Source organism: Nocardia glycosmidis (assembly GCF_052545115.1).
In genome coordinates this window covers 1-19,233 of record NZ_JBQWRH010000008.1, presented here as the reverse complement: position 1 = coordinate 19,233, position 19,233 = coordinate 1, and the positions used below count along the sequence as shown (strand labels likewise).

Genomic DNA, 19,233 nt, shown 5'->3' with positions numbered 1-19,233 from the left:
CTCGCGCTGACGGCCATATCGTCGTCGGATAACGCCTCCAATTCCGGGCAGCGCACGGGTAACGTGAACACCGGTCCGCGGATGCACATGCGTCCGCACCGACACATGTTCGGCCGCCGCCGCACATCGGTCCGGCCCACCCATCGTCCATTCGCTGCTTGAAAGGCTGCCCAGGATGCCCCGGCAAACGCAGATCGGTTTGATGAGCCATGCGGAACTCGTGCTCGAGCACGACACCCAGACCGCGAACTACGCGACGCTCCAGACCGAGAAGCTCACGCTGGACCTGACCCGGGGGAAACCTTCGCCGGAACAGCTCGACCTGTCCACTCCGCTGCTCGAACTGCCCGGTGCGGCGGATTTCCGCGACAGCGCCGGCACCGATTGCCGCAATTACGGTGGCTTGCACGGCCTTCCGGAACTGCGGGCGATCTTCGGTGAGCTGCTCAACATCCCGGTGGCGAACCTGCTCGCCGGCAACAACGCCAGCCTCGAGCTGATGCACGACGTGATCACCTACGCGATGCTGTACGGCACCAACGACTCCGAGCGTCCCTGGGCCGCCGAGGACACGCTGAAATTCCTGTGTCCCGCCCCCGGCTACGACCGGCACTTCACCATCACCGAGGCACTCGGCTTCGAGATGATCTCCATCCCGGTGCGACACGACGGCCCCGACACCCATGCCATCGCCGAACTGCTGGCGACCGACCCGCAGATCAAAGGTCTGTGGGCGGTGCCGAACTACTCCAACCCGACCGGAGTCACGTTCTCCGAAGAGGTCGTCCGCGAACTGGTCTCGATGCCGGCCGCGGCGCCGGACTTCCGGCTGTTCTGGGACAACGCCTACGCGGTGCACCCGCTCACCGACACCGCGGCCCCGGTGCTCGATGTGCTCGGTATGGCCGCCGCGGCTGGAAACCCGAACCGTCCGTTGGTGTTCGCCTCCACCTCGAAGATCACTTTCGCCGGCGCGGGCGTGAGTTTCATCGGTGGTTCGACGGCCGATCTGGAGTGGTACCTGAGCCATGTGTCGAAGAAGAGCATCGGCCCGGACAAGATCAACCAGCTGCGTCACCTGCGGTTCTTCCAGGACGCCGACGGCGTGCGCGCGCACATGCAGAAGCATCGCGCGATTCTGGAGCCGAAGTTCGCGCTGGTGCTGAGAATCCTGGAGGACCGTCTCGGCGCGTCCAAGGTGGCATCCTGGACCGAGCCCAGGGGCGGCTACTTCATCAGCCTGGACGTGCTGGAGGGCACGGCGGCGCGGGTGATCGCACTCGCCAAGGACGCGGGCATCGCGCTGACCGCGGCGGGCTCCGCCTTCCCGTACCGGAAAGACCCGGAAGACAAGAACATTCGCATCGCACCCAGCTTCCCGCAGCTGCCCGAGCTGGAGCAGGCGATGGACGGCCTGGCCACCTGCGTGCTGCTCGCGGCCACCGAGAAACTCCTCGGGAAGTAGCCGCACCGAACGAGCAATCGCACCCGACGCCGCCCGGCACGGCCTCGTGCCGGGCGCTCGCCTGAACGGGTGCTGTCGGACGGAGCACGCGAGGAGGCGAGGCAGCCGCCTAGTTGGTCTCCAGCAGCGTTTTGAGTCGTGCGAGGTCGGCGCGGTTCGCCCGGCGGATCGCCGCCTCGATCAGGGGCGCGGCGAGTTTCTCGAATCCGCTCGGCTCGCCCCGGTTGCGCAGCGTCATGCGGGTGCCGCCCGCTGGAGTGTCCGCCCAGGTGTAGGTCGTTTCCATCGGGAACGGGCCTTCCGCGGTGTGCATCACCAGCCGCTCGCCGGGTGCGTAGTCTCGTAGGTGTAGGACAGCTGCCTGCCGAGGAAGTGAGCGACGAATGACATGCGTGCGCCGACCCGCAGCGTCGGCTCCGTCTGCCAGATGACGCTGCGGATCCGCGAATACCAGGTGGGAGCATGCGTCGGGTCGCCCGCGAAGGCCGCGACCAGCTCACGGGAGCGGTCGATCTCGATTTCGGTCAGCACGTCGACGGTCATCGGACCGATTCAGCGCGGTTTATGTGCGAGGACGGCGAACATGGTGACCGAGAGGTGGATGTCGCCGTCGGCGGCGCCCGCCGCGAGGTCGGTGAGCAGTTGGGCGCGCTCCGCCTCGGTGATCGCGCCCCGGGCAACCGCCATCGCCGAGATCCTGGTGACCAGCGAACCGGCGCCGACGCTGCGGTCCTGCACCAATGCCTGCGAGCCGATGTCGTCGACCACCAGGCCGGCCTTGTCGAGCAGGCCGGGGATGCGGCGGCCGGACAGCGGGTTGGTGGTCGCCGACACGAGTGTGTCGATCACCTCCCGCACGACCCGCCGATCGCCGGGGTGCATGATCGCCGTGCCCCAGTCGCTGTCCATCACCACGACGCGTCCACCTGGCCGAAGCACCCGTGCGATCTCGTTGGCAGCGCGGGCGGGGGCGGTCAGGTGCTGGAAGACGCGCTCGCACAGCACGGCGTCGAAGCTGTCCGGGCCGAACGGCAAGCCATACGCGTCGCCGGAATGGAACTTCGCCGTGGAGCGCGCCTCGGCGGCCCGGCGTTCGGCGGCGGCGACCAGCTGCGGGTCGGGCTCGACGCCGACGGCGCTGCCATTCGGGCCCACCGCTTCGGCGAAGGCGATGACCTGCGAGCCGGTGCCGGAGCCGATGTGCACAGCGTGTTCGCCGGGGCGCAGCGCGAGCGCCTCATGCGCCCAGCCGCGCAACCGGCGGATACCTGGTAGGGCCGCCTGGAGGTCGCGCACGTCGACGAGTTGGTCTTGACCGGCTCGGTCGAAGCGATCCGGCCGCGACCCGTAGGTGTTCATGGGTCCGTGTCCATCCCTGGCCGTTGCCGTCGGTGTCGCCGTCGTCTGAGGCATGGTCTGGAGCCTACGCGGCGGGTCGGCTACCCGCGCGTAGGACATGTGAGGCGAGTCACTATGCCTGTGTATAGTCGTTGAGCAGCGCGCTTGCCTTCGTGAGTACCTACCTTCGTGAGTACCTAGGTGACTCGTCTGGCACGCCAAGACAGAAGTCGCACTGGACGCAGGACCTGAACGCAATCCCACGCCACCTGGCCAGTACGACGTGAAGACTCGCCGGCGGCGGGTAGCGAGGCGGGAGAGCGATGAGTCGCAGGCTGTGCTTGGCGCAGGATACCGAGGCGGACAAGCTGCTGACCGAGGACCACTTCGCCACGTTGCTGGGGATGCTGCTGGACCAGCAGTATCCCATGGAGCATGCCTTCCGCGGCCCGAAGAAGATCGCCGACCGAATGGGTGGGTTCGACATCCATCGCATCGCCGAGGCCGACCCGCAGGAGTTCGAGGACCTCGCCGCGACGCCACCGGCCATCCACCGCTACGGACGTTCCATGGCTCGGCGTGCGCAGGGGCTGGCCCGCTACGTCATCGAGCACTACGACGGCAATGCCGAGAACATCTGGACCGTAGGCGATCCGGACGGCAAGGAAGTGCTGCGCCGGCTGCGGGACCTCCCCGGCTACGGCGAGCAGAAAGCCAAGATCTTCCTGGCCTTGCTCGGCAAGCAACGTGGCGTGCGGCCCGCGGGGTGGCGCGCGGCGGCCGGTGCGTACGGCGAGGAGGGCTCGCGCCGCTCGGTTGCCGATGTGACCGACGCCGAGTCCCTCGCGCAAGTGCGGGAATTCAAAAAGCAGGCGAAAGCGGCGGCCAAAACAACGGCGACCAAAACAACATAGCGTGGCGGCTGTAACTCGCGGGTTGCCTATTTGAAATCCTGCTGCGTTTTTCCCTCGTTCTTCCGGAGTTTGTCCCTGATGCTCTTCGCTGGAACGGCTCCACCTGAGATGAGGGATTGCAGGACATGAAGATGAGGAAGCTCGCCGTGCTCGCGGCACTGGTGACCGTGGCGACCGGAGTGGCCGCGGGTACGTCCGGCGCCGCGCCGGCCACCGAAGCCGACAGCGGCGTGATCAATTACACCGCGGGCGCCACCCCGACGTCGACCATCATCACGACCGACGCGGGCTCGCTGGTCAACGAGGATGGCGTGTTCAAGATCAAGGCCGCCAACGGCACCACCGTGGCCGGCGCCGAGCTGAAGTTCCGCGTCGACGACTTCGAGTTCCCGATCGCCGCCGACATCTCCGACCACACGGCCGTCCTGACGCCGCAGTTCGACACGGAGCACGCGGTCTACAAGCCGGTCGCCCTGCCGTACGAGGACAAGGCGCCGTGGAAGACCGAGTACGACCGTGAGCTGGCCGCCTGGAACCGTCTGACCAGCACGATCTCCGCGGGCGCTACGGTCGGTACCCTCGTCGGTGGCCTGAGCGGTGCCGCCCTCGGCTGCCTCGCGGGTGGCGCGGCCGGCCTGGCCCTGACCGGGCCGCTGCTCGGCCTGTTCGGCGCTGGCCCGCTGGCCGGTTGCATCGCCGGTGCGGCCGCCGTCGGCTTCCTGGGCACCCTGGCCGGTCAGCTGTTCGTGACCGCTCCGGTCGCGATCCTCGCCGCGATCCAGTACTTCTCGACGATCAACCAGCCGTTCACCCCGGCGAAGTAATCCCGGCGACGTAATACTGCGCGCGAAAGACCCCGCCTTACAGCCCATCGGGCTGGGCGGGGTCATTTTCGTGTGCTCGGACCTGGGGAAACGATGTGCCTGTGCGCACATCCACGGCTCGATGGTTGGTGTGTCGCGGATTTCGATGTTAGCGTTGATGACATGTCTGTCGGCCGATGGAACCTGCTGCGAGTCACTTACGTGACCGCTTCGCTGGGCCTTCGGCTGCCGTTGACGCGTGAGCTGTGTCGTCCCTCTTGCTGCAGCTGAGCCACTTTTCCGGCTGATTTGCTGCCTCGTCGCCCATGTAGGCATGTCCCGTTCGGAACGGGACTTCAGCAAGGATCTGCACAATGTCTCTTCCCACCCTTGAACGATCCGTCTCCAGGGGCGCCAATGGTCGTGTCCGGGTTCAGCGTCCCGTCGTCGCGGCCGAACTCCGCATCGGCGACAACCCTGCGGCCGCGGTCTTGCGTGCCGCGACCGGCGGCCCCGTGGCCCGCGACAATGCCGCACGCACAACGGGTTTGAGCATCGCGACGGTCAACCGCCAGGTTTCCGCGTTGCTCGCGGCCGGCCTGCTGCGCGAGCGTCCGGACCTGACGGCCTCGGGTGCGGTCGGTCGCCCCCGCGTCCCGTTCGAAACCGATCACGACGCCTACCTGACCATCGGCATTCACATCGGCGCCGCGGTGACCAAGATCGTGGCCGCCGATCTGCGTGGTCGTATTCTCGGCGGGCTGGCCATCGGCACTCCGCAGACCGGGCAGGAGTTCGCCACCACTACCGTCGCCCGCAGCGCGAAAGCGTTTCTGCAGCGCTGGCATCGGCGCAAGGCATTGTGGGCCGGCGTCGCGATCGGCGGCCGGGTCGACCCGCTGACCGGCGTCGTGGACCATCCGAAGCTGGAATGGCAGGGGGCACAGGTCGGTTCGGTGCTCAGCGAGGTGCTGGAGCTGCCCGTGTCGGTGGCGCCGCACGTCGAGGCGATGGCGGCGGCGGAGTTGCTGTTGCCCATCGGTGAACCGAAGGACCAGGCCCGCGGCGAGCGCGGCAGCAGCCTGTACTTCTACGTGCGCGAAACCGCCGGCGTCGCGGTGACTTTGGACGGGCGCGTGCACACTCCGAGCAATGGCCCCGGTTCGATCGCGCACTTGCCCACCGGCTCGGACGTCGAATGCCCCTGCGGACGACGCGGCTGCTTGGAGGTGACCGTGGGTGACCGGTCCCTGCACTCCAGGGCGGTTGGCCGCGGTATCATCCCGGCGCACAACGGAACCGCGGGCTCGACCATCGCCGACCTGTACCGCGCGGCGGAGGCCGGTTCCGAGCCCGCGCGGGAACTGCTGGCCGAGCGGGCCACCATCCTCGGGCATACCGTGGCCATGGTGCGCGACATGCTCAATCCGGATCGGGTGATCCTCGGCGGCCAGGCCTTCACCGGCTACCGGCCCGCGGTCGCCCATGTGGCGCGTGCCTTCAATCAGGGCTCCACGCTGCCGCCGACCGACATCCGGATCAGTGGATTCGGTGGGAAGGTCCAGGAATTCGCCGCGGTGGTGACCTCGCTGAGCGTCCTCTACGCCGATCCGCTCGCCGCCATCCGGCGAACCGCGTTGAGCGACTGAGCGATACGAGAAGGGCGACCGGCCATCGGCTGGTCGCCCGCTTTTCGCGTGTGCGAAAGCGCTAGCGATGTGGATCGCCTGCCGTCGCGAACAGCCCTTCCAGCGCGGTGATGAAGAACGGGAAGTGGCTCGCGAAGCGCTGGAGGTCACGCTCGCGCTCGAAGCCGGCGAACCAGTAGACGCCGGGTTGGGCGTCGGCGGACGGATCGAGGTTCCGGAAGACGCGGATCCAGTTGTCGGCGCGCCCGCCGATCACCGTGAACGGCAGGGCGCGGGAGAACACGGTCTCCTGATCGATCGGCGGGATCTGTTCGCGCCGTGTCGCTTCCAGCCCACGCTGCAGCGCGCGGATCTGCCGGGTCAGCTCCAGTCCGCGAGCCGTCCGGACCGGCAGGTACTTCGGCAGCAGCAAGGTCGCGACGCCACCGATCGCGATGGCGACGCCGACCAGGGCGTGCCCGGAGGTGAGCGCGAGCGCCACGGTCGCGGCGATACCCCCGATCACCAGAGCACCGCCCAGCCCCACCGCGAGACCTGGGCGGCGGCGATCGAGGAAGTTGCCACGAGCGACGGCGTCGGCCAGTAGCGCGGTGCGCACCGGATCGGCGGCGACGCGGCCCGGCGCGCGCAACTCGGCGAGCGTCACCGCGTCGGTATTCCCGGGCAGTAGCGCGTGGTAGACCGCCTTCTCATAGTCGCGTAGCTGGTCGTCGGGGGCGTTCACCCGGGTGATCCGCCAGTCGCGGTCGTTGAGCGGCGCGAGCCGGATATACCGGCGTACCGCGAGATCCACGACGGTGGCCGCGATGTCGACGGGGTCGACATGTCCGTCCAGCAGCAGGCCCGCCTCGCCGGGCAGCACGCCCAGAGGTGAGGTGAACTGCACGCGGTCGCCCTCGCGCAGCAGCGGATCCATCGTCTCCGAGCCGTTGCCCGCCGCCGCGTCCTGACGACGGGCGCGCAGCACGAACGCGACCAGGCCGGCCAGGGTGAGCAGCAGGACGCCGAACGCGACGAGAACCGGCGCTGTGATAGCGAAGGGGCCCGCGTCGCCGCTGCCGCGCACGTCGGCGTTACTCGGTACGGTGCCGGGCGGCAGTTGCAGGGTCAGATCGATCGCGTCGCCCTTGTGCAGGTCGGTCTGCTCCAGGAAGAGGACTCCGTCCGTTTCCACTCGGACGTCGGCGCACGGCCGGGAGTTGCCGGGCGGGCCGAGTTTGCAGTCGACGATGCCCATTTCGAAGCTGGGGCTGATCAGGGTCGCGCTGATCGCGGCGATGTCGGCGTTGAGTACGCCGAGCCAACGGAACACCTGGGTACCCGGCGCGTCGCTGACCGTGTTGCGCACGGAGTACCGGAAGGTGGACTGGCCGGGCTTCGCCTCGATGGTGAATTGGTCGTTCGCCACCGTCGCGGTACCGGCACCCTCGGTATCCACGTTGGTGACCTGGAAGACGCGCTCAGCGTCGTCGCTGATCTTCAGGCGCAGTGGAAGTGACATCCGGAACGAGCCGGCCGGCGGCACAGCCACCTGCTCGACCACCTCGAGCACGCCCTCGCGGTTCAGCTTCAGATCGGCCGTGATGGTCACACCGCTCGGTTCGGGCTCGGTGTGGGCGACCGGTGCCGTCGCGAGAATTCCCGCTGAGGCGAGTAGCAGCGCGCCTGCGGCGGCCCCCCGAAAAGTCAGCATGGCTGCCTACTTTAGACAGCCTCCCGAAACCGAACTCGGAACGGATCCGTATGCGAAGTCTGGGCGCCGGCGGGTCAAGGCGGACCCCGACCGGTGTATTCCGGTGTGAGGTGAGGGCCGCGGCTACTGCGACGGCCAGAGCTCGGGCAGAAACGGTCGCGCCGCGCATGTTGCTACCAGCGTCGGGCCAGCTGTGTTAACAGTGCTGAATCGGATTGCTATTCTGCGTCAGCGGCTGTCGGCGATCACTGAAACGAGGGGGACGGGGGCGTGACACAACCACCGTACGGACACGGACCGGTTTCGCATGGCGGACGCGCGGTTCCGTCGCCTGGTTACGGTGCGCCTTTGGGTCAGCGACCGGGTAACGGCCCACCGCCTGGTTACGGTGCTCCGCCGGGATATGCCTCGCCGCCGGGATATGCCCCGCCGCCAGGGTACGGGCCGCCGCCTGGATATGGCCCGCCGCCGGCCTTCGGTACGCCGGGTTACCGTCCCCAGGTTCCGCCGCCGATGCCTTATGGTCCGCCTGGGCGTCCACCCCATCCGCCCCCGCGCAAACGCGGAGGTGGCGGCTGGGTTGCGCTGCTGATCGTGGTCGTGTTCCTGGTCGCCGGGGGATTGGTGCGCAACGCGATCGCCGTCGGACGCGACGCCGCCGACGCGTCCGGCCCGCAGCCCACCTTTACTTTCGCCCCCCAGCCGGACGGCTCGACCGGACCCTCGGAGACCGGCAGCAATCCGCTGCTCACCGACCCGGCCGCGACACTGCTTCCGGCGCGATGCGACTACTCCCGGTGGGGAACTCAGGTGGATGTCGCGCGCGAGTTCTTCGAAAGCGCCGCGTCGTGCCTGGCGGCGGCGTGGCAGCCAGTGCTGCGCAAGGCGAATCTGCCGTTCCAGCCGCCCGCGCTGAACGTCAGCGCGACCACGTCCGGCATCACCACGCCGTGCACCGGCTCGACGAGCAATTTCGCCGCGTTCTACTGCCCGGCGAACAAGACCATCTATATGCCGATCAGCCAACTGCAGACCGACTACTTCAAGGACAACTGGGTGGTCTACCTGTCGGTCTTCGCCCACGAGTACGGACATCACGTGCAGGCGATGTCGGGCATCCTGCGCCGAGCCAACAGCGAGCGGGCCGATGCGGGGCCGCGCAGCGCCAAGGGGCTGGAACTGTCGCGCCGAGTCGAGTTGCAGGCCAACTGCTTCGACGGGATGTACCTCTCGTCCTCGGAAAAGGGCAGCTCGCTGACCAATCCGCAGCTCAGCATCGCACGCAAGGATGCCTATGGCCGCGGCGACCAGGCAGGGGATATGCGCGATCACGGTTCGTCCGAGAACGGCGGTCAGTGGTTCGAGAAAGGGCTGGACGAAAACCGTGCGGCCCAATGCAATACGTTCACCGCGTCCACAAGCTCGGTGAGCTGACCGGGTAGTAACCCCGAGCCCGCTCAGCCCGGCCGGCGTGCGTGAGTGCCGCCGGATCCAGATGGGTCGGCATGGCCGGTCCGGCTGAGTGATTCGGCGGCGGCGTACGGGATCTCCTCGCGCAAGTCGCCGCGCCGCGGCGATCGTGAACCGATCACGCCCGTCCCGCGGTTTCCAGCGTGCGCGGCGCGGTGACGGCCTCGGCCTCGGTCAGCCCGATCCTGGCGTGCAGACGCGCCAGCGGTTGCGGCGCCCACCAGTTCGCCTTACCGAGCAGCCGCATGAGCGCGGGCGCGAGCAGGCCGCGGATGAGGGTGGCGTCGGCGAGCACGGTCAGCGTGAGGCCGAGCCCGAGCAACTGCATGAACGACACCTTGGCGGTCACCAGGGCGCCGAGCACGATCGCCATCAGCACGGCGGCCGCAGTGAAGATCCGGCCGGTGCGGGCCACGCCGACCGCGACCGCGCGCGTGTTGTCGTGCGTGGCCAGCCATTCCTCCCGTACTCGCGACAGCAGGAACACCTCGTAGTCCATCGACAGGCCGAACGCCAGGCAGAACATCAGGATCGGCATGGTCGGCGCCAGATAGCCGACCGGGGTGAAGCCGAGCAGTCGGGACAGGTGGCCTTCCTGGAACATCCACACCATCGCGCCGAACGCCGCGGTCAGCGAAAGCGTGTTCAGCACAAGCGCTTTGATCGGCAGCACCACGCTTCCGGTGAACAGGAACAGCACGATGAAGGTGGTCAGCGCGATCAGCGCGGCGGCCAGCGGCAGGCGGGCGGCCAGTGCGTGCAGCGAGTCGGCGTTGGCGGCCGCCGCGCCGCCGTAGAGCGCGGCGCCCGGTGCGGGGATCGCCCGGATCTGCTGCAGTTGCCGGTCACCGGCGGGGGAGAAGGGGTCGAGATCGGTCGCGACACTCAGGTATGTCCCGGTGTCGTTGGCCAGACCTGGCGGCGGCGCAGCGAGGCGGGCCCCGGTCGCGTAGATTCCGGCGCTGGACAGCACCGCTGATACGCCTTCGACCCGAGAGAGCTGGGCGGCATAGGCGCCGATCGGCGCGGTGTCACCGTGGTATCCGTCCAGCACGATCGTGGTACGGGTGACCGGGTCGGCCCGCGGGAACTCGGTGCGCAGCGCGTCGCCGACCTGGCGGCTGGCGGCGCTGGTCGGCAGCACCCGGTCGTCGGGATAACCGAATTCGACCGAGCGGAACGGAGAGCCGAGCGCCAGCAGTACCGCGATGATCACGATCGCGACCGGCGCCGCGTGCCGCATCACCCAGCTGACCATTCGATACCAACCGGTCTCCTCCGGTGCCGGTGGGCCGGGCGCCGGCGCGCCGAGTCGTAACAGGCGTCGCAGCGGAACCCGCAGATCGAGGGAATTCACCCGGGGCCCGAGTAATACCAGCGCGGCGGGCAGGACCACGATGGAGGCGGCCGCCGCCGTGCCGACGACCGCGACGCCCGCGTACGCGAAGGATTTCAGGAAGTACAGGTCGAACACGCTCAGCACGGCCATCGACAGCGCCACGGTCAGCGCGGAGAACAGCACGGTGCGTCCCGCGGTCTGGACGGACCGGATGGTGGCCGCGGTCGGGTCGAGGCCGTTGCCGAGTTCTTCCCGGAAGCGGCTGACGATGAACAGGCCGGCGTCGATGGCCAGCGCCAGGCCCATCGCCGTCGTCATGTTCAGCGCGTAGATCGAGACGTCGGTGAACAGGGTGAACAGCCGCAGGATCGCCAGGGTGGCAAGAATGGCGAACACGCCGATGACCAGCGGAACAGCGGCGGCGACCAGGCTGCCGAACACCAGGATCAGCACGATCATCGACAGCGGTACCGCGACGCTCTCGGCCACGGCGAGATCGCGGGTGGTCTGCTCGGTCACGTCGTGATAGATCGCCGCGATGCCGCCCTGCCGGACCGTGATGCCGCCGCCGTCGCGGGTGAACTGCTCGGTCAACTCGCCCGCGGTCCGCTGAACCTGGGTTTCGTCGCCATCGACGTAGGCGACGACCAGGGCGCTGCTGCCGTCGGTGCTGCGCAGCGCGCTCGCCAAGGGCGGCGGTGCGGTCCAATAGGACTGGACGCCGTGCACATCGGAGCGCGCCTTCAGCGCGTCCCCCAGTCCGATGCCCGTCGCGGTGGCGGCCGGATCGTCGGCGCCGGCGTCCGAGCTGACCAGGAGTACGAAGTTGGGCGCGGCGCCACCGAAGTTGTCGGCGATGAGTTCGGTCACTCGGGCGGACTCGGCATCGTGCGAGGTGAAGCCGCCGGACTTCAAATGTGTGGCTGCCGTTGCGCCGAAGACGCCGAACAACACGGCGAGGGCGAACGCCGTCGCGAGCACGACGCGGGGGGCTCGGGTCGTGAGTCGCGCTATCCGGGTCAGCATCGAGGCCCCCTCGGTTGGTCAGCGGCGCCAGAGTAACGCCGCTGACCAACGGTGTCGAGGCCGGTCGACGAGCCAGAGCTCAGCCGCGGAACTTACGGATCGCTCGCAGGCCCCTGCGTCCGGGTACGGGGAGATCGTCGCGTATGGCAACCCACTCAGCGGTGGTCAGCCACAACTGTTGAACGCGTGCGTCGGCCGTGTTGTGGAAGATGCGGCGGCCGCGGTCGTCGCGCAATTCCTGTGCCACTACCGACCAGCGCGGCGGGCGGCCGTGCTCGTCCAGATAGTCGGCGAGGTAAGTCGCGATGGCGGTGCCGATGATGTTCACCGGGCGCAGCGATACCCGATTGCCGTACTGGGCGGCGTAGAAACGTCGCGCGGCACAGAGCGATCGGGGGTTGGCGTTGGAGGCGATCCAGCCGGCGCGCTGCGCCCGTTCGATCAGCCACAGATGTTTGACCGCTGACGGTGCGATGTCGCCGACACGGGTGCGGATCAACGTCATGATCTGCTCGCTGCACAGCACGTCGCGGCGGGTCGGCCCGTATCCGTAGGTGGTCCAGTGGCTGTCGGCGAGTTTGGCGAGCGCTCTGCCGAAATCGTCGATGCTGCGTTGCGCGCGGCGGCCGAGCCGTTCGATGCGTTCCGCCTCGCGGCGCATCTCGTTCTGCGCGGTCAGGGTGCGAATCGCGGCCATGGTCGGCACCTGACCGCGATCGAGGAGTTCGAGGATCGCGGCGGAGGTAGCCGGGTCGGCCGCCGCGGTCACCGGCAGCGAGTCACGCTTGATCGCGAAGTCCTGCGGGCTGATCGCGCGGCTCAACAGGACTACCGCGGAGCGGTCGCCGGCGAAATCGGTGCCGGACAGCCAGGCGGTGGCGATGTCGTCACACGACGGCACGGTGGACGTTCCTCCGGTGAAGTGTGGGAATTGGCGCTGGTCACCCGTTGGTCGAACGCTGGTTGTGCCCCGGTCGGGATGAGGGACCGGCCGGGGTCACCAACCTGATGAAGGTTTGGCTACCGAAGTTGCCGACAGCCACGTTAGCCAGCGGATTGCATGGTGTCACTCACGGTGACGGTTTCGTTATCTCCGAAAAGTCGGCGTCAATCGGGGTGTGCGTCTAAATTTTCCAGACTATGACGGGTGATCCGGCGACCGAATTCCGGTTTAACTCGTGCGGCATGTTCCGATTGCTGGATCATTGCCGTCTTGGGTGGCAAAGTTTGCCGCCGAAGAAGTCGCGCGGCATGTTGTGATCTGGGTCACATTAGCCTCGGAATCCGCCGCACCGGGCGGGCATGTTGTTTGTCGGTGGTCGCCGGTAACCTCTGGCCGTGGCTCTGTACCGGAAATACCGACCGGCAACGTTCGCTGAGGTGGTGGGTCAGGAGCACGTCACCGACCCGTTGAGTACCGCGCTCGACACGGGGCGAATCAGTCATGCCTACCTGTTCTCCGGTCCGCGCGGCTGCGGCAAGACCTCCTCGGCGCGCATTCTCGCCAGGTCGCTGAACTGCGTACAGGGCCCCACGTCGACGCCGTGCGGTGTCTGCCCGTCCTGTGTGGCGCTCGGCCCCGGCGGACCGGGCAATCTGGACGTGATCGAACTCGACGCCGCCAGCCACGGCGGCGTCGACGACACTCGTGAGCTGCGTGATCGCGCCTTCTACGCGCCCGCCGAGTCCAGGTACCGGGTGTTCATCGTCGACGAGGCGCACATGGTGACCACCGCGGGGTTCAACGCGCTGCTGAAGATCGTCGAGGAGCCGCCGGCTCATCTGATCTTCATCTTCGCGACCACAGAGCCGGACAAGGTGCTGCCGACCATCCGCTCGCGCACCCACCATTACCCGTTTCGCCTGCTGCCGCCCGCCACCATGCGCGGCCTGCTGGGCCGGATCTGCGAGCAGGAGCAGGTGCCGGTCGACGAAGCGGTGTATCCCTTGGTGATTCGCGCGGGTGGCGGTTCCCCGCGCGACAGCCTCAGTGTGCTGGACCAGCTGCTGGCGGGCGCGGGTTCCGAGGGCGTCACGTATTCCCGAGCTGTCGCGCTGCTCGGCGTCACCGACGTGGCGCTGATCGACGACGCCGTCGAGGCGCTGGCCACCGTCGACGGAGCCGCACTGTTCGGCACCGTCGACCGGGTGATGGAGGCGGGCCACGACCCGCGTCGCTTCGCCGTCGACCTGCTCGACCGTTTCCGCGATCTGATCCTGTTGCGTGCGGTACCCGACGCCACCGCCCGCGGTCTGGTGACCGGCCCCGGTGACGTGCTCGACCGGATGCGCGATCAAGCCGCGCGACTGGGCCCGGCCACCTTGACTCGGTACGCCGAACTGCTGCACGAGGGCCTCGGCGAGATGCGCGGCGCAACGGCGCCGCGACTTCTGCTCGAGGTCGTCTGCGCCCGGATGCTGCTGCCGTCGGTATCCGATGCGGAATCCGCCACGCTGCAGCGCTTGGAACGGCTGGAGCAGGCAGTGGCGAGCGGCTCCGTCGGTGCCGCGCCCGCCGCGTCATCGGCGCCGTCCGCCGCTGCGACCCCACCCGCGCCGTCGGGTGCGGCGCCGTCGGAACCGCCGCGCCGGCGAGGCGCGGAGGCTCTGGCCGCGATTCGCCGCGAGGGCAGTGGCGGTGGTTCCGGTGAAGCCCCGGCGCCCGGCCCGAGTGATACCGCCGAAGCCGGTGGTTCGCGAGCTGCCGGCGGGCCGACGGATACCGGCGGGGCTGCGGCCGGGGAGGTTGCGCCGGCTGGGGATGCAAACGCCGATTCCGATCGCTCAGCTCCGCTCGGCGAGGGCACGCCGGCGGCGGCTCCATCTTCCGGGGCGGTCGGTTCCACCACCGCCGCACCGAGTGATGAGGTGCGCGTCGGTGACATGACATCGCCCGGCGCCGACGCGGCGCCCGCCGGGGATGCTGGGTCGTCCGGCCGTGCCGAATCGGCTGCGTCCATCGCGAGCACGGCACCGCGGGCAGTCACGGCGTCCACCGCCGCGGGCGGTGACCTGCTCGGCGAGGTGGAAGCCGCCTGGCCGGAGATTCGGGCCAAAGTGCGGGAGTTCGGCGCGGCGGTGCAGGCGATGCTCGCCGGTGCGTCGGTCGCGCGGGTCGAGGGCGACGTCATCGTATTCGCGCATCAGCACGCGCCGCTGGCGCAGCGCCTGTCCGAACCGCAGAAGCTGGCGGCCGTCCGGTCGGCGGTGCGTGCGGTGCTCGGGCGCGACCATGAAGTGCGCTGGGAGGTGGGCGGCGCGCCGCCGCGACCTGCCCCAGCTCGATCCGGCGCAGCGGCGAACCGCTCGCGCGCGGCGGGCAACCAGGCGGCCGGCCGTGAATCCGGCAACGTACCTGGACCTGCGGCGGACGCGGCGCCGCCACGGTTTTCCCGCCCGAGCCAGTCCAGGAACGCGGGCGCGGAAAAGCCGGCCGATGCGGGCCGCTCGCGTGCGGCCGGCGCGAACCCGCGCCCACACGCGGCGGACGACATCCCACCGCCCGACTACCCGGACCTACCGGACGATCCCGGCCCGGCGGACTATTCGCCCTACGTCCCCGAGCCGAGCGGAAACGACGCCGTGACCAGCGGAGGCTGGGCGAACGACGCCATCGTCCCGGCCTCGACGCCGGAGGAGGAGCGGGAGATGATGGCCGCCGCGGCGGATCCGGTGGCGCCTGGCGAGCGCCGCGACCCGGACGAGATAGCCCTGGAATTGCTGAAGAGTGAGCTAGGTGCCACACGAATGGATGGTTGACAACCATCGTTCCGACGACGTTAAGTTAACCGGAGTTCGCGCACGACGGTAGTATGAGACGGGTAACCGTGAGCATCGGGGTGACGATGTTCCACCAGGTTTTGTACAGCGTCAGGAACGGTCGGCCACCGGGCCGGTCGGTGAGCAGCCGCAGCCACGCCGCACTCGCGGTGTCGCCGCACACCTGCGCTCGGACGGACTCGGGTCCGGCCGCCCGCACCTAAGGAAGGAAGACTCCGCTATGGCCACAGAGGCTATGACCACAGAGGCCTACATCTACGAGGCCATCCGCACTCCACGCGGCCGGGGCAAGAAGAACGGCTCGCTGCACTCGGTCAAGCCGATCGACTTGGCTGTTGGTCTGGTCCAGGAGCTGCGCGGCCGCTTCCCGAACCTCGACGAGGACCGGATTTCCGATCTGGTCCTCGGCGTGGTCACGCCGATCGGCGACCAAGGCGCCGACATCGCGCGCAGCACGGTCACCGCGGCCGGTCTTCCGGACACCGTCGGCGGCTTGCAGATCAACCGCTTCTGCGCCTCCGGCCTCGAAGCGGTCAACCTGGCCGCCCAGAAAGTCCGTTCCGGATTCGACGACCTGGTCCTGGCCGGCGGCGTCGAGTCCATGTCGCGCGTGCCGATGGGCTCCGATGGCGGCGCCTGGGCGATGGACCCCGCCACCAGCTACGACACCTACTTCGTCCCGCAGGGCGTGTCCGCCGACCTGATCGCCACCATCGAGGGGTTCACCCGCGACGATGTGGACGCCTACGCGGTGCGCTCGCAGGACTTGGCCGCCAAGGCCACCTCCGGCGGCTACTTCACCAAGTCGATCGTCCCGGTCAAGGACCAGAACGGCCTCGTCGTGCTGGACCGCGACGAGCACATGCGTCCCGGCACCACCGCGGAGGACCTGGCCAAACTGCAGCCGTCGTTCGCCGTGATCGGTGAAATGGGTGGCTTCGACGCGGTGGCGCTGCAGAAATACCACTTCGTCGAGAAGATCAACCACGTGCACCACGGCGGCAACAGCTCCGGGATCGTCGACGGCGCCGCGCTCGTTCTGCTCGGGACGGAGGAGGCGGGTAAGGCGTCCGGCCTGACCCCGCGTGCGCGCGTCGTCGCGACCGCCACCAGCGGCGCCGACTCCACCATCATGCTCACCGGTCCGACCCCCGCCACCAAGAGGGTGCTGGACCGAGCGGGGCTGACCCTCGATGACATCGACCTGGTCGAGATCAACGAGGCCTTCGCCTCCGTGGTGCTGAAGTTCCAGAAGGATCTGAACATCCCGGACGAGAAGCTGAACGTCAACGGTGGCGCGATCGCCATGGGCCACCCCCTGGGGGCGACCGGTGCGATGATCACCGGCACCATGATCGACGAGTTGGAGCGCCGCAACGGCCGCTACGCGCTGATCACCCTGTGCATCGGCGGCGGCATGGGCGTGGCCACCATCATCGAGCGCGTCTGATTCCCCACCGACAGCTGAGAATTTCGCGCGGCGTACGCGTCCGGCCCGCAGCAGGCGGTTCGCGTCACCACGTGGGGCCCGCGAACGCCGCAATTCAACGAGGAGACACAGAGCTGTGAGCGAAACCAACATGATCGGTTGGGAGCAGGATTCGGACGGCATCGTCGTGCTGACGATGGACGACCCGAACCAGGGCGCCAACACGATGAACGAGCTGTACAAGAAGTCGATGACCGCGACGGTCGATCGGCTGGAGGCGGAGAAGGACAGCATCACCGGCGTGGTCCTGACCTCCGCGAAGAAGACCTTCTTCGCCGGCGGCGACCTGAAGAACTTGATCAACGTCGGACCGGACGACGCCCAGGCCGTGATGGCGGAGCTCCGCGAGATCAAAGGCGCGCTGCGACGCCTGGAGCAGCTGGGCAAGCCGGTCGTCGCGGCTATCAACGGCGCCGCGCTGGGCGGCGGGCTGGAGATCGCGCTGGCCACCCACCACCGCATCGCGGCGGACGTGCCGGGTTCGCAGATCGGTTTGCCGGAGGTCACCCTCGGTCTGCTGCCGGCCGGCGGCGGCGTCATCCGTACCGTGCGCATGCTCGGCGTGCAGAACGCCCTGCTGCAGGTACTGCTCCAGGGGCAGCGCAACAAGCCGGCCCAGGCCAAGGAGATCGGCCTGATCGACGAGCTCGTCGGGTCCGTCGAGGAACTGATCCCGGCGGCCAAGGCGTGGATCGAGGCCAACCCCGAGGCGTGCGTGCAGCCGTGGGACAAGAAGGGCTTCAAGATTCCCGGTGGCACCCCGGCCTCGCCGGCTTTCGCGGCGAACCTGCCCGCGTTCCCGGCCAACCTGCGCAAGCAGATCAAGGGTGCGAATATGCCCGCGCCGCGCGCCATCCTGTCGGCCGCTGTCGAGGGCTCGCAGGTCGACATCGACAACGCGTCGCTGATCGAGTCCCGATACTTCGTGCATCTGCTCACCGGACCGGTCGCGAAGAACATGATCCAGGCGTTCTTCTTCGACCTGCAGACGATCAACAACGGCGGTTCGCGTCCGAAGGACGTGCCGAAGCAGGAGATCAAGAAGGTCGGCGTGCTCGGCGCGGGCATGATGGGCGCCGGCATCGCCTACGTCTCCGCCAAGGCCGGCTACCAGGTCGTGCTGAAGGACGTCTCGCTGGAAGCGGCCGAGCGGGGCAAGAGCTACTCCGAGAAGATCGAGGCCAAGGCGCTGTCTCGGGGTAAGACCACCGAGGAGAAGTCCAAGGCGCTGCTGGAGCGGATCACGCCGACCGCGGACGCGGCCGATTTCGCCGGCGTCGATTTCGTCATCGAGGCCGTTTTCGAGAACACCGAGCTGAAGCACAAGGTCTTCCAGGAGATCGAGGACATCGTCACACCCGACGCATTGCTCGGCTCGAATACCTCCACCCTGCCGATCACCGGTCTCGCGACCGGCGTGCAGCGCCAGGAGGACTTCATCGGCATCCACTTCTTCTCGCCGGTCGACAAGATGCCGCTGGTGGAGATCATCAAGGGGGAGAAGACCTCGGACGCGGCGCTGGCCAGGGTGTTCGACTACACCCTCGCGATCAAGAAGACCCCGATCGTGGTCAACGACAGCCGCGGCTTCTTCACCTCGCGCGTGATCGGCACCTTCGTCAACGAGGCGATCGCCATGCTCGACGAGGGCATCGAGCCCGCGACCATCGAGCAGGCCGGTCTGCAGGCGGGCTACCCGGCCGCGCCGCTGCAGCTGTCGGACGAGCTGAACTTGAAGCTTATGCAGAAGATCACCAAGGAGACCCAGGCGGCCGCCGCGGCCGGCGACACCACCATGGGCGCCAAGCGGCACCCGGCGTGGGACGTCATCGACTACATGGTGTCCGAGGGCCGCCCGGGCCGGCTGGAAAAGGCGGGTTTCTACGAGTACGACGAGAACGGCAAGCGCACCGGTCTGTGGCCGGGTCTGCGCGAGCACTTCAAGACCACGGCGGACTTCACCGTCGCACTGCAGGATCTGATCGACCGCATGCTGTTCGCGGAGGCGATCGAGACCCAGAAGTGTTTCGACGAGGGCGTGCTGACCTCCACCGCCGACGCCAACATCGGCTCGATCTTCGGCATCGGCTTCCCGGCGTGGACCGGTGGTGTGCACCAGTTCATCGTCAATTATCCGGGTGGCCGGGAGGCCTTCGTTGCCCGCGCCGACTACCTCGCCGAGACCTATGGCGAGCGCTTCGCGGTTCCGGCCTCGCTGCGCAAGTAGTCACCGCGCCGACCGAATGACGAAGCCCGCCATCGCGTTC

14 protein-coding genes are annotated in these 19,233 nt (G+C 68.3%); 8 read left to right on the top strand and 6 right to left on the bottom strand.

Annotation, left to right across the window (positions count from 1 at the left end):
- Positions 1 to 175: 175 nt before the first annotated feature.
- The gene (locus tag ACT86A_RS12085) at positions 176 to 1,465 is read left to right on the top strand and encodes an aspartate aminotransferase type Ic (protein WP_445092165.1); all 1,290 of its coding nucleotides are present in this window, start codon (positions 176 to 178) and stop codon (positions 1,463 to 1,465) included.
- 109 nt (positions 1,466 to 1,574) lie between these two features.
- Here ACT86A_RS12085 and ACT86A_RS12080 read toward each other — a convergent pair whose 3' ends face one another.
- Genes ACT86A_RS12080 through ACT86A_RS12070 form a run of 3 tightly spaced genes read right to left on the bottom strand, consistent with a single transcriptional unit; the run spans position 1,575 to position 2,824 of the window.
- Positions 1,575 to 1,850 carry an SRPBCC family protein gene (locus ACT86A_RS12080; protein WP_445092382.1) on the bottom strand — a complete coding sequence of 92 codons (276 nt, stop codon included), beginning with the start codon at positions 1,848 to 1,850 and terminating at the stop codon, positions 1,575 to 1,577.
- Positions 1,778 to 2,008 (bottom strand): SRPBCC family protein, encoded by a 231-nt coding sequence (locus ACT86A_RS12075; RefSeq protein ID WP_445092164.1) that lies wholly within the window; start codon positions 2,006 to 2,008, stop codon positions 1,778 to 1,780. Before ACT86A_RS12075 ends, ACT86A_RS12080 begins: the two co-directional genes overlap by 73 nt.
- 9 nt (positions 2,009 to 2,017) lie before the next feature.
- Positions 2,018 to 2,824, bottom strand: coding sequence for a methyltransferase domain-containing protein (locus ACT86A_RS12070; protein WP_445092381.1), 807 nt, complete (start codon positions 2,822 to 2,824; stop codon positions 2,018 to 2,020).
- A 302-nt stretch (positions 2,825 to 3,126) separates the two neighbouring features.
- Between ACT86A_RS12070 and ACT86A_RS12065 the strand changes: the two genes are divergently transcribed.
- The 3 genes from ACT86A_RS12065 (at position 3,127) to ACT86A_RS12055 (ending at position 6,169) form a co-directional block, all read left to right on the top strand.
- Positions 3,127 to 3,717: an HhH-GPD-type base excision DNA repair protein gene (locus ACT86A_RS12065; protein ID WP_445092163.1), complete on the top strand. Its 591-nt coding sequence runs from the start codon at positions 3,127 to 3,129 to the stop codon at positions 3,715 to 3,717.
- Positions 3,718 to 3,842: 125 nt separating this feature from the next.
- The gene (locus ACT86A_RS12060; RefSeq protein ID WP_445092162.1) at positions 3,843 to 4,541 is read left to right on the top strand and encodes a DUF8020 domain-containing protein; all 699 of its coding nucleotides are present in this window, start codon (positions 3,843 to 3,845) and stop codon (positions 4,539 to 4,541) included.
- 353 nt (positions 4,542 to 4,894) lie between these two features.
- Positions 4,895 to 6,169 carry an ROK family protein gene (locus ACT86A_RS12055; RefSeq protein ID WP_445092161.1) on the top strand — a complete coding sequence of 425 codons (1,275 nt, stop codon included), beginning with the start codon at positions 4,895 to 4,897 and terminating at the stop codon, positions 6,167 to 6,169.
- A 61-nt stretch (positions 6,170 to 6,230) separates the two neighbouring features.
- On the opposite strand, the gene ACT86A_RS12050 is transcribed toward ACT86A_RS12055, so the two are convergent.
- A complete protein-coding gene (locus ACT86A_RS12050) occupies positions 6,231 to 7,862 on the bottom strand; it encodes a DUF2207 family protein (RefSeq protein ID WP_445092160.1) in 1,632 nt (543 codons plus the stop codon).
- Positions 7,863 to 8,375: 513 nt separating this feature from the next.
- On the opposite strand from ACT86A_RS12050, the gene ACT86A_RS12045 reads away from it, so the two are divergent.
- Positions 8,376 to 9,296 (top strand): neutral zinc metallopeptidase, encoded by a 921-nt coding sequence (locus ACT86A_RS12045; protein WP_445092159.1) that lies wholly within the window; start codon positions 8,376 to 8,378, stop codon positions 9,294 to 9,296.
- 154 nt (positions 9,297 to 9,450) lie between these two features.
- Here ACT86A_RS12045 and ACT86A_RS12040 read toward each other — a convergent pair whose 3' ends face one another.
- Both ACT86A_RS12040 and ACT86A_RS12035 read right to left on the bottom strand, forming a co-directional pair.
- A complete protein-coding gene (locus ACT86A_RS12040) occupies positions 9,451 to 11,697 on the bottom strand; it encodes an MMPL family transporter (protein ID WP_445092158.1) in 2,247 nt (748 codons plus the stop codon).
- 79 nt (positions 11,698 to 11,776) lie between these two features.
- On the bottom strand, positions 11,777 to 12,598 hold the full coding sequence (locus tag ACT86A_RS12035) for a hypothetical protein (RefSeq protein ID WP_445092157.1): 822 nt from the start codon (positions 12,596 to 12,598) through the stop codon (positions 11,777 to 11,779).
- A 437-nt stretch (positions 12,599 to 13,035) separates the two neighbouring features.
- Between ACT86A_RS12035 and ACT86A_RS12030 the strand changes: the two genes are divergently transcribed.
- The 3 genes from ACT86A_RS12030 to ACT86A_RS12020 all read left to right on the top strand — a co-directional run bounded on the left by ACT86A_RS12030 (position 13,036) and on the right by ACT86A_RS12020 (position 19,193).
- A complete protein-coding gene (locus ACT86A_RS12030; protein ID WP_445092156.1) occupies positions 13,036 to 15,456 on the top strand; it encodes a DNA polymerase III subunit gamma and tau in 2,421 nt (806 codons plus the stop codon).
- 256 nt (positions 15,457 to 15,712) lie between these two features.
- Positions 15,713 to 16,927, top strand: a complete 1,215-nt coding sequence (locus ACT86A_RS12025; protein ID WP_445092380.1) for an acetyl-CoA C-acetyltransferase — start codon at positions 15,713 to 15,715, stop codon at positions 16,925 to 16,927.
- A 115-nt stretch (positions 16,928 to 17,042) separates the two neighbouring features.
- On the top strand, positions 17,043 to 19,193 hold the full coding sequence (locus tag ACT86A_RS12020) for a 3-hydroxyacyl-CoA dehydrogenase NAD-binding domain-containing protein (RefSeq protein ID WP_445092155.1): 2,151 nt from the start codon (positions 17,043 to 17,045) through the stop codon (positions 19,191 to 19,193).
- Positions 19,194 to 19,233 lie beyond the last annotated feature (40 nt).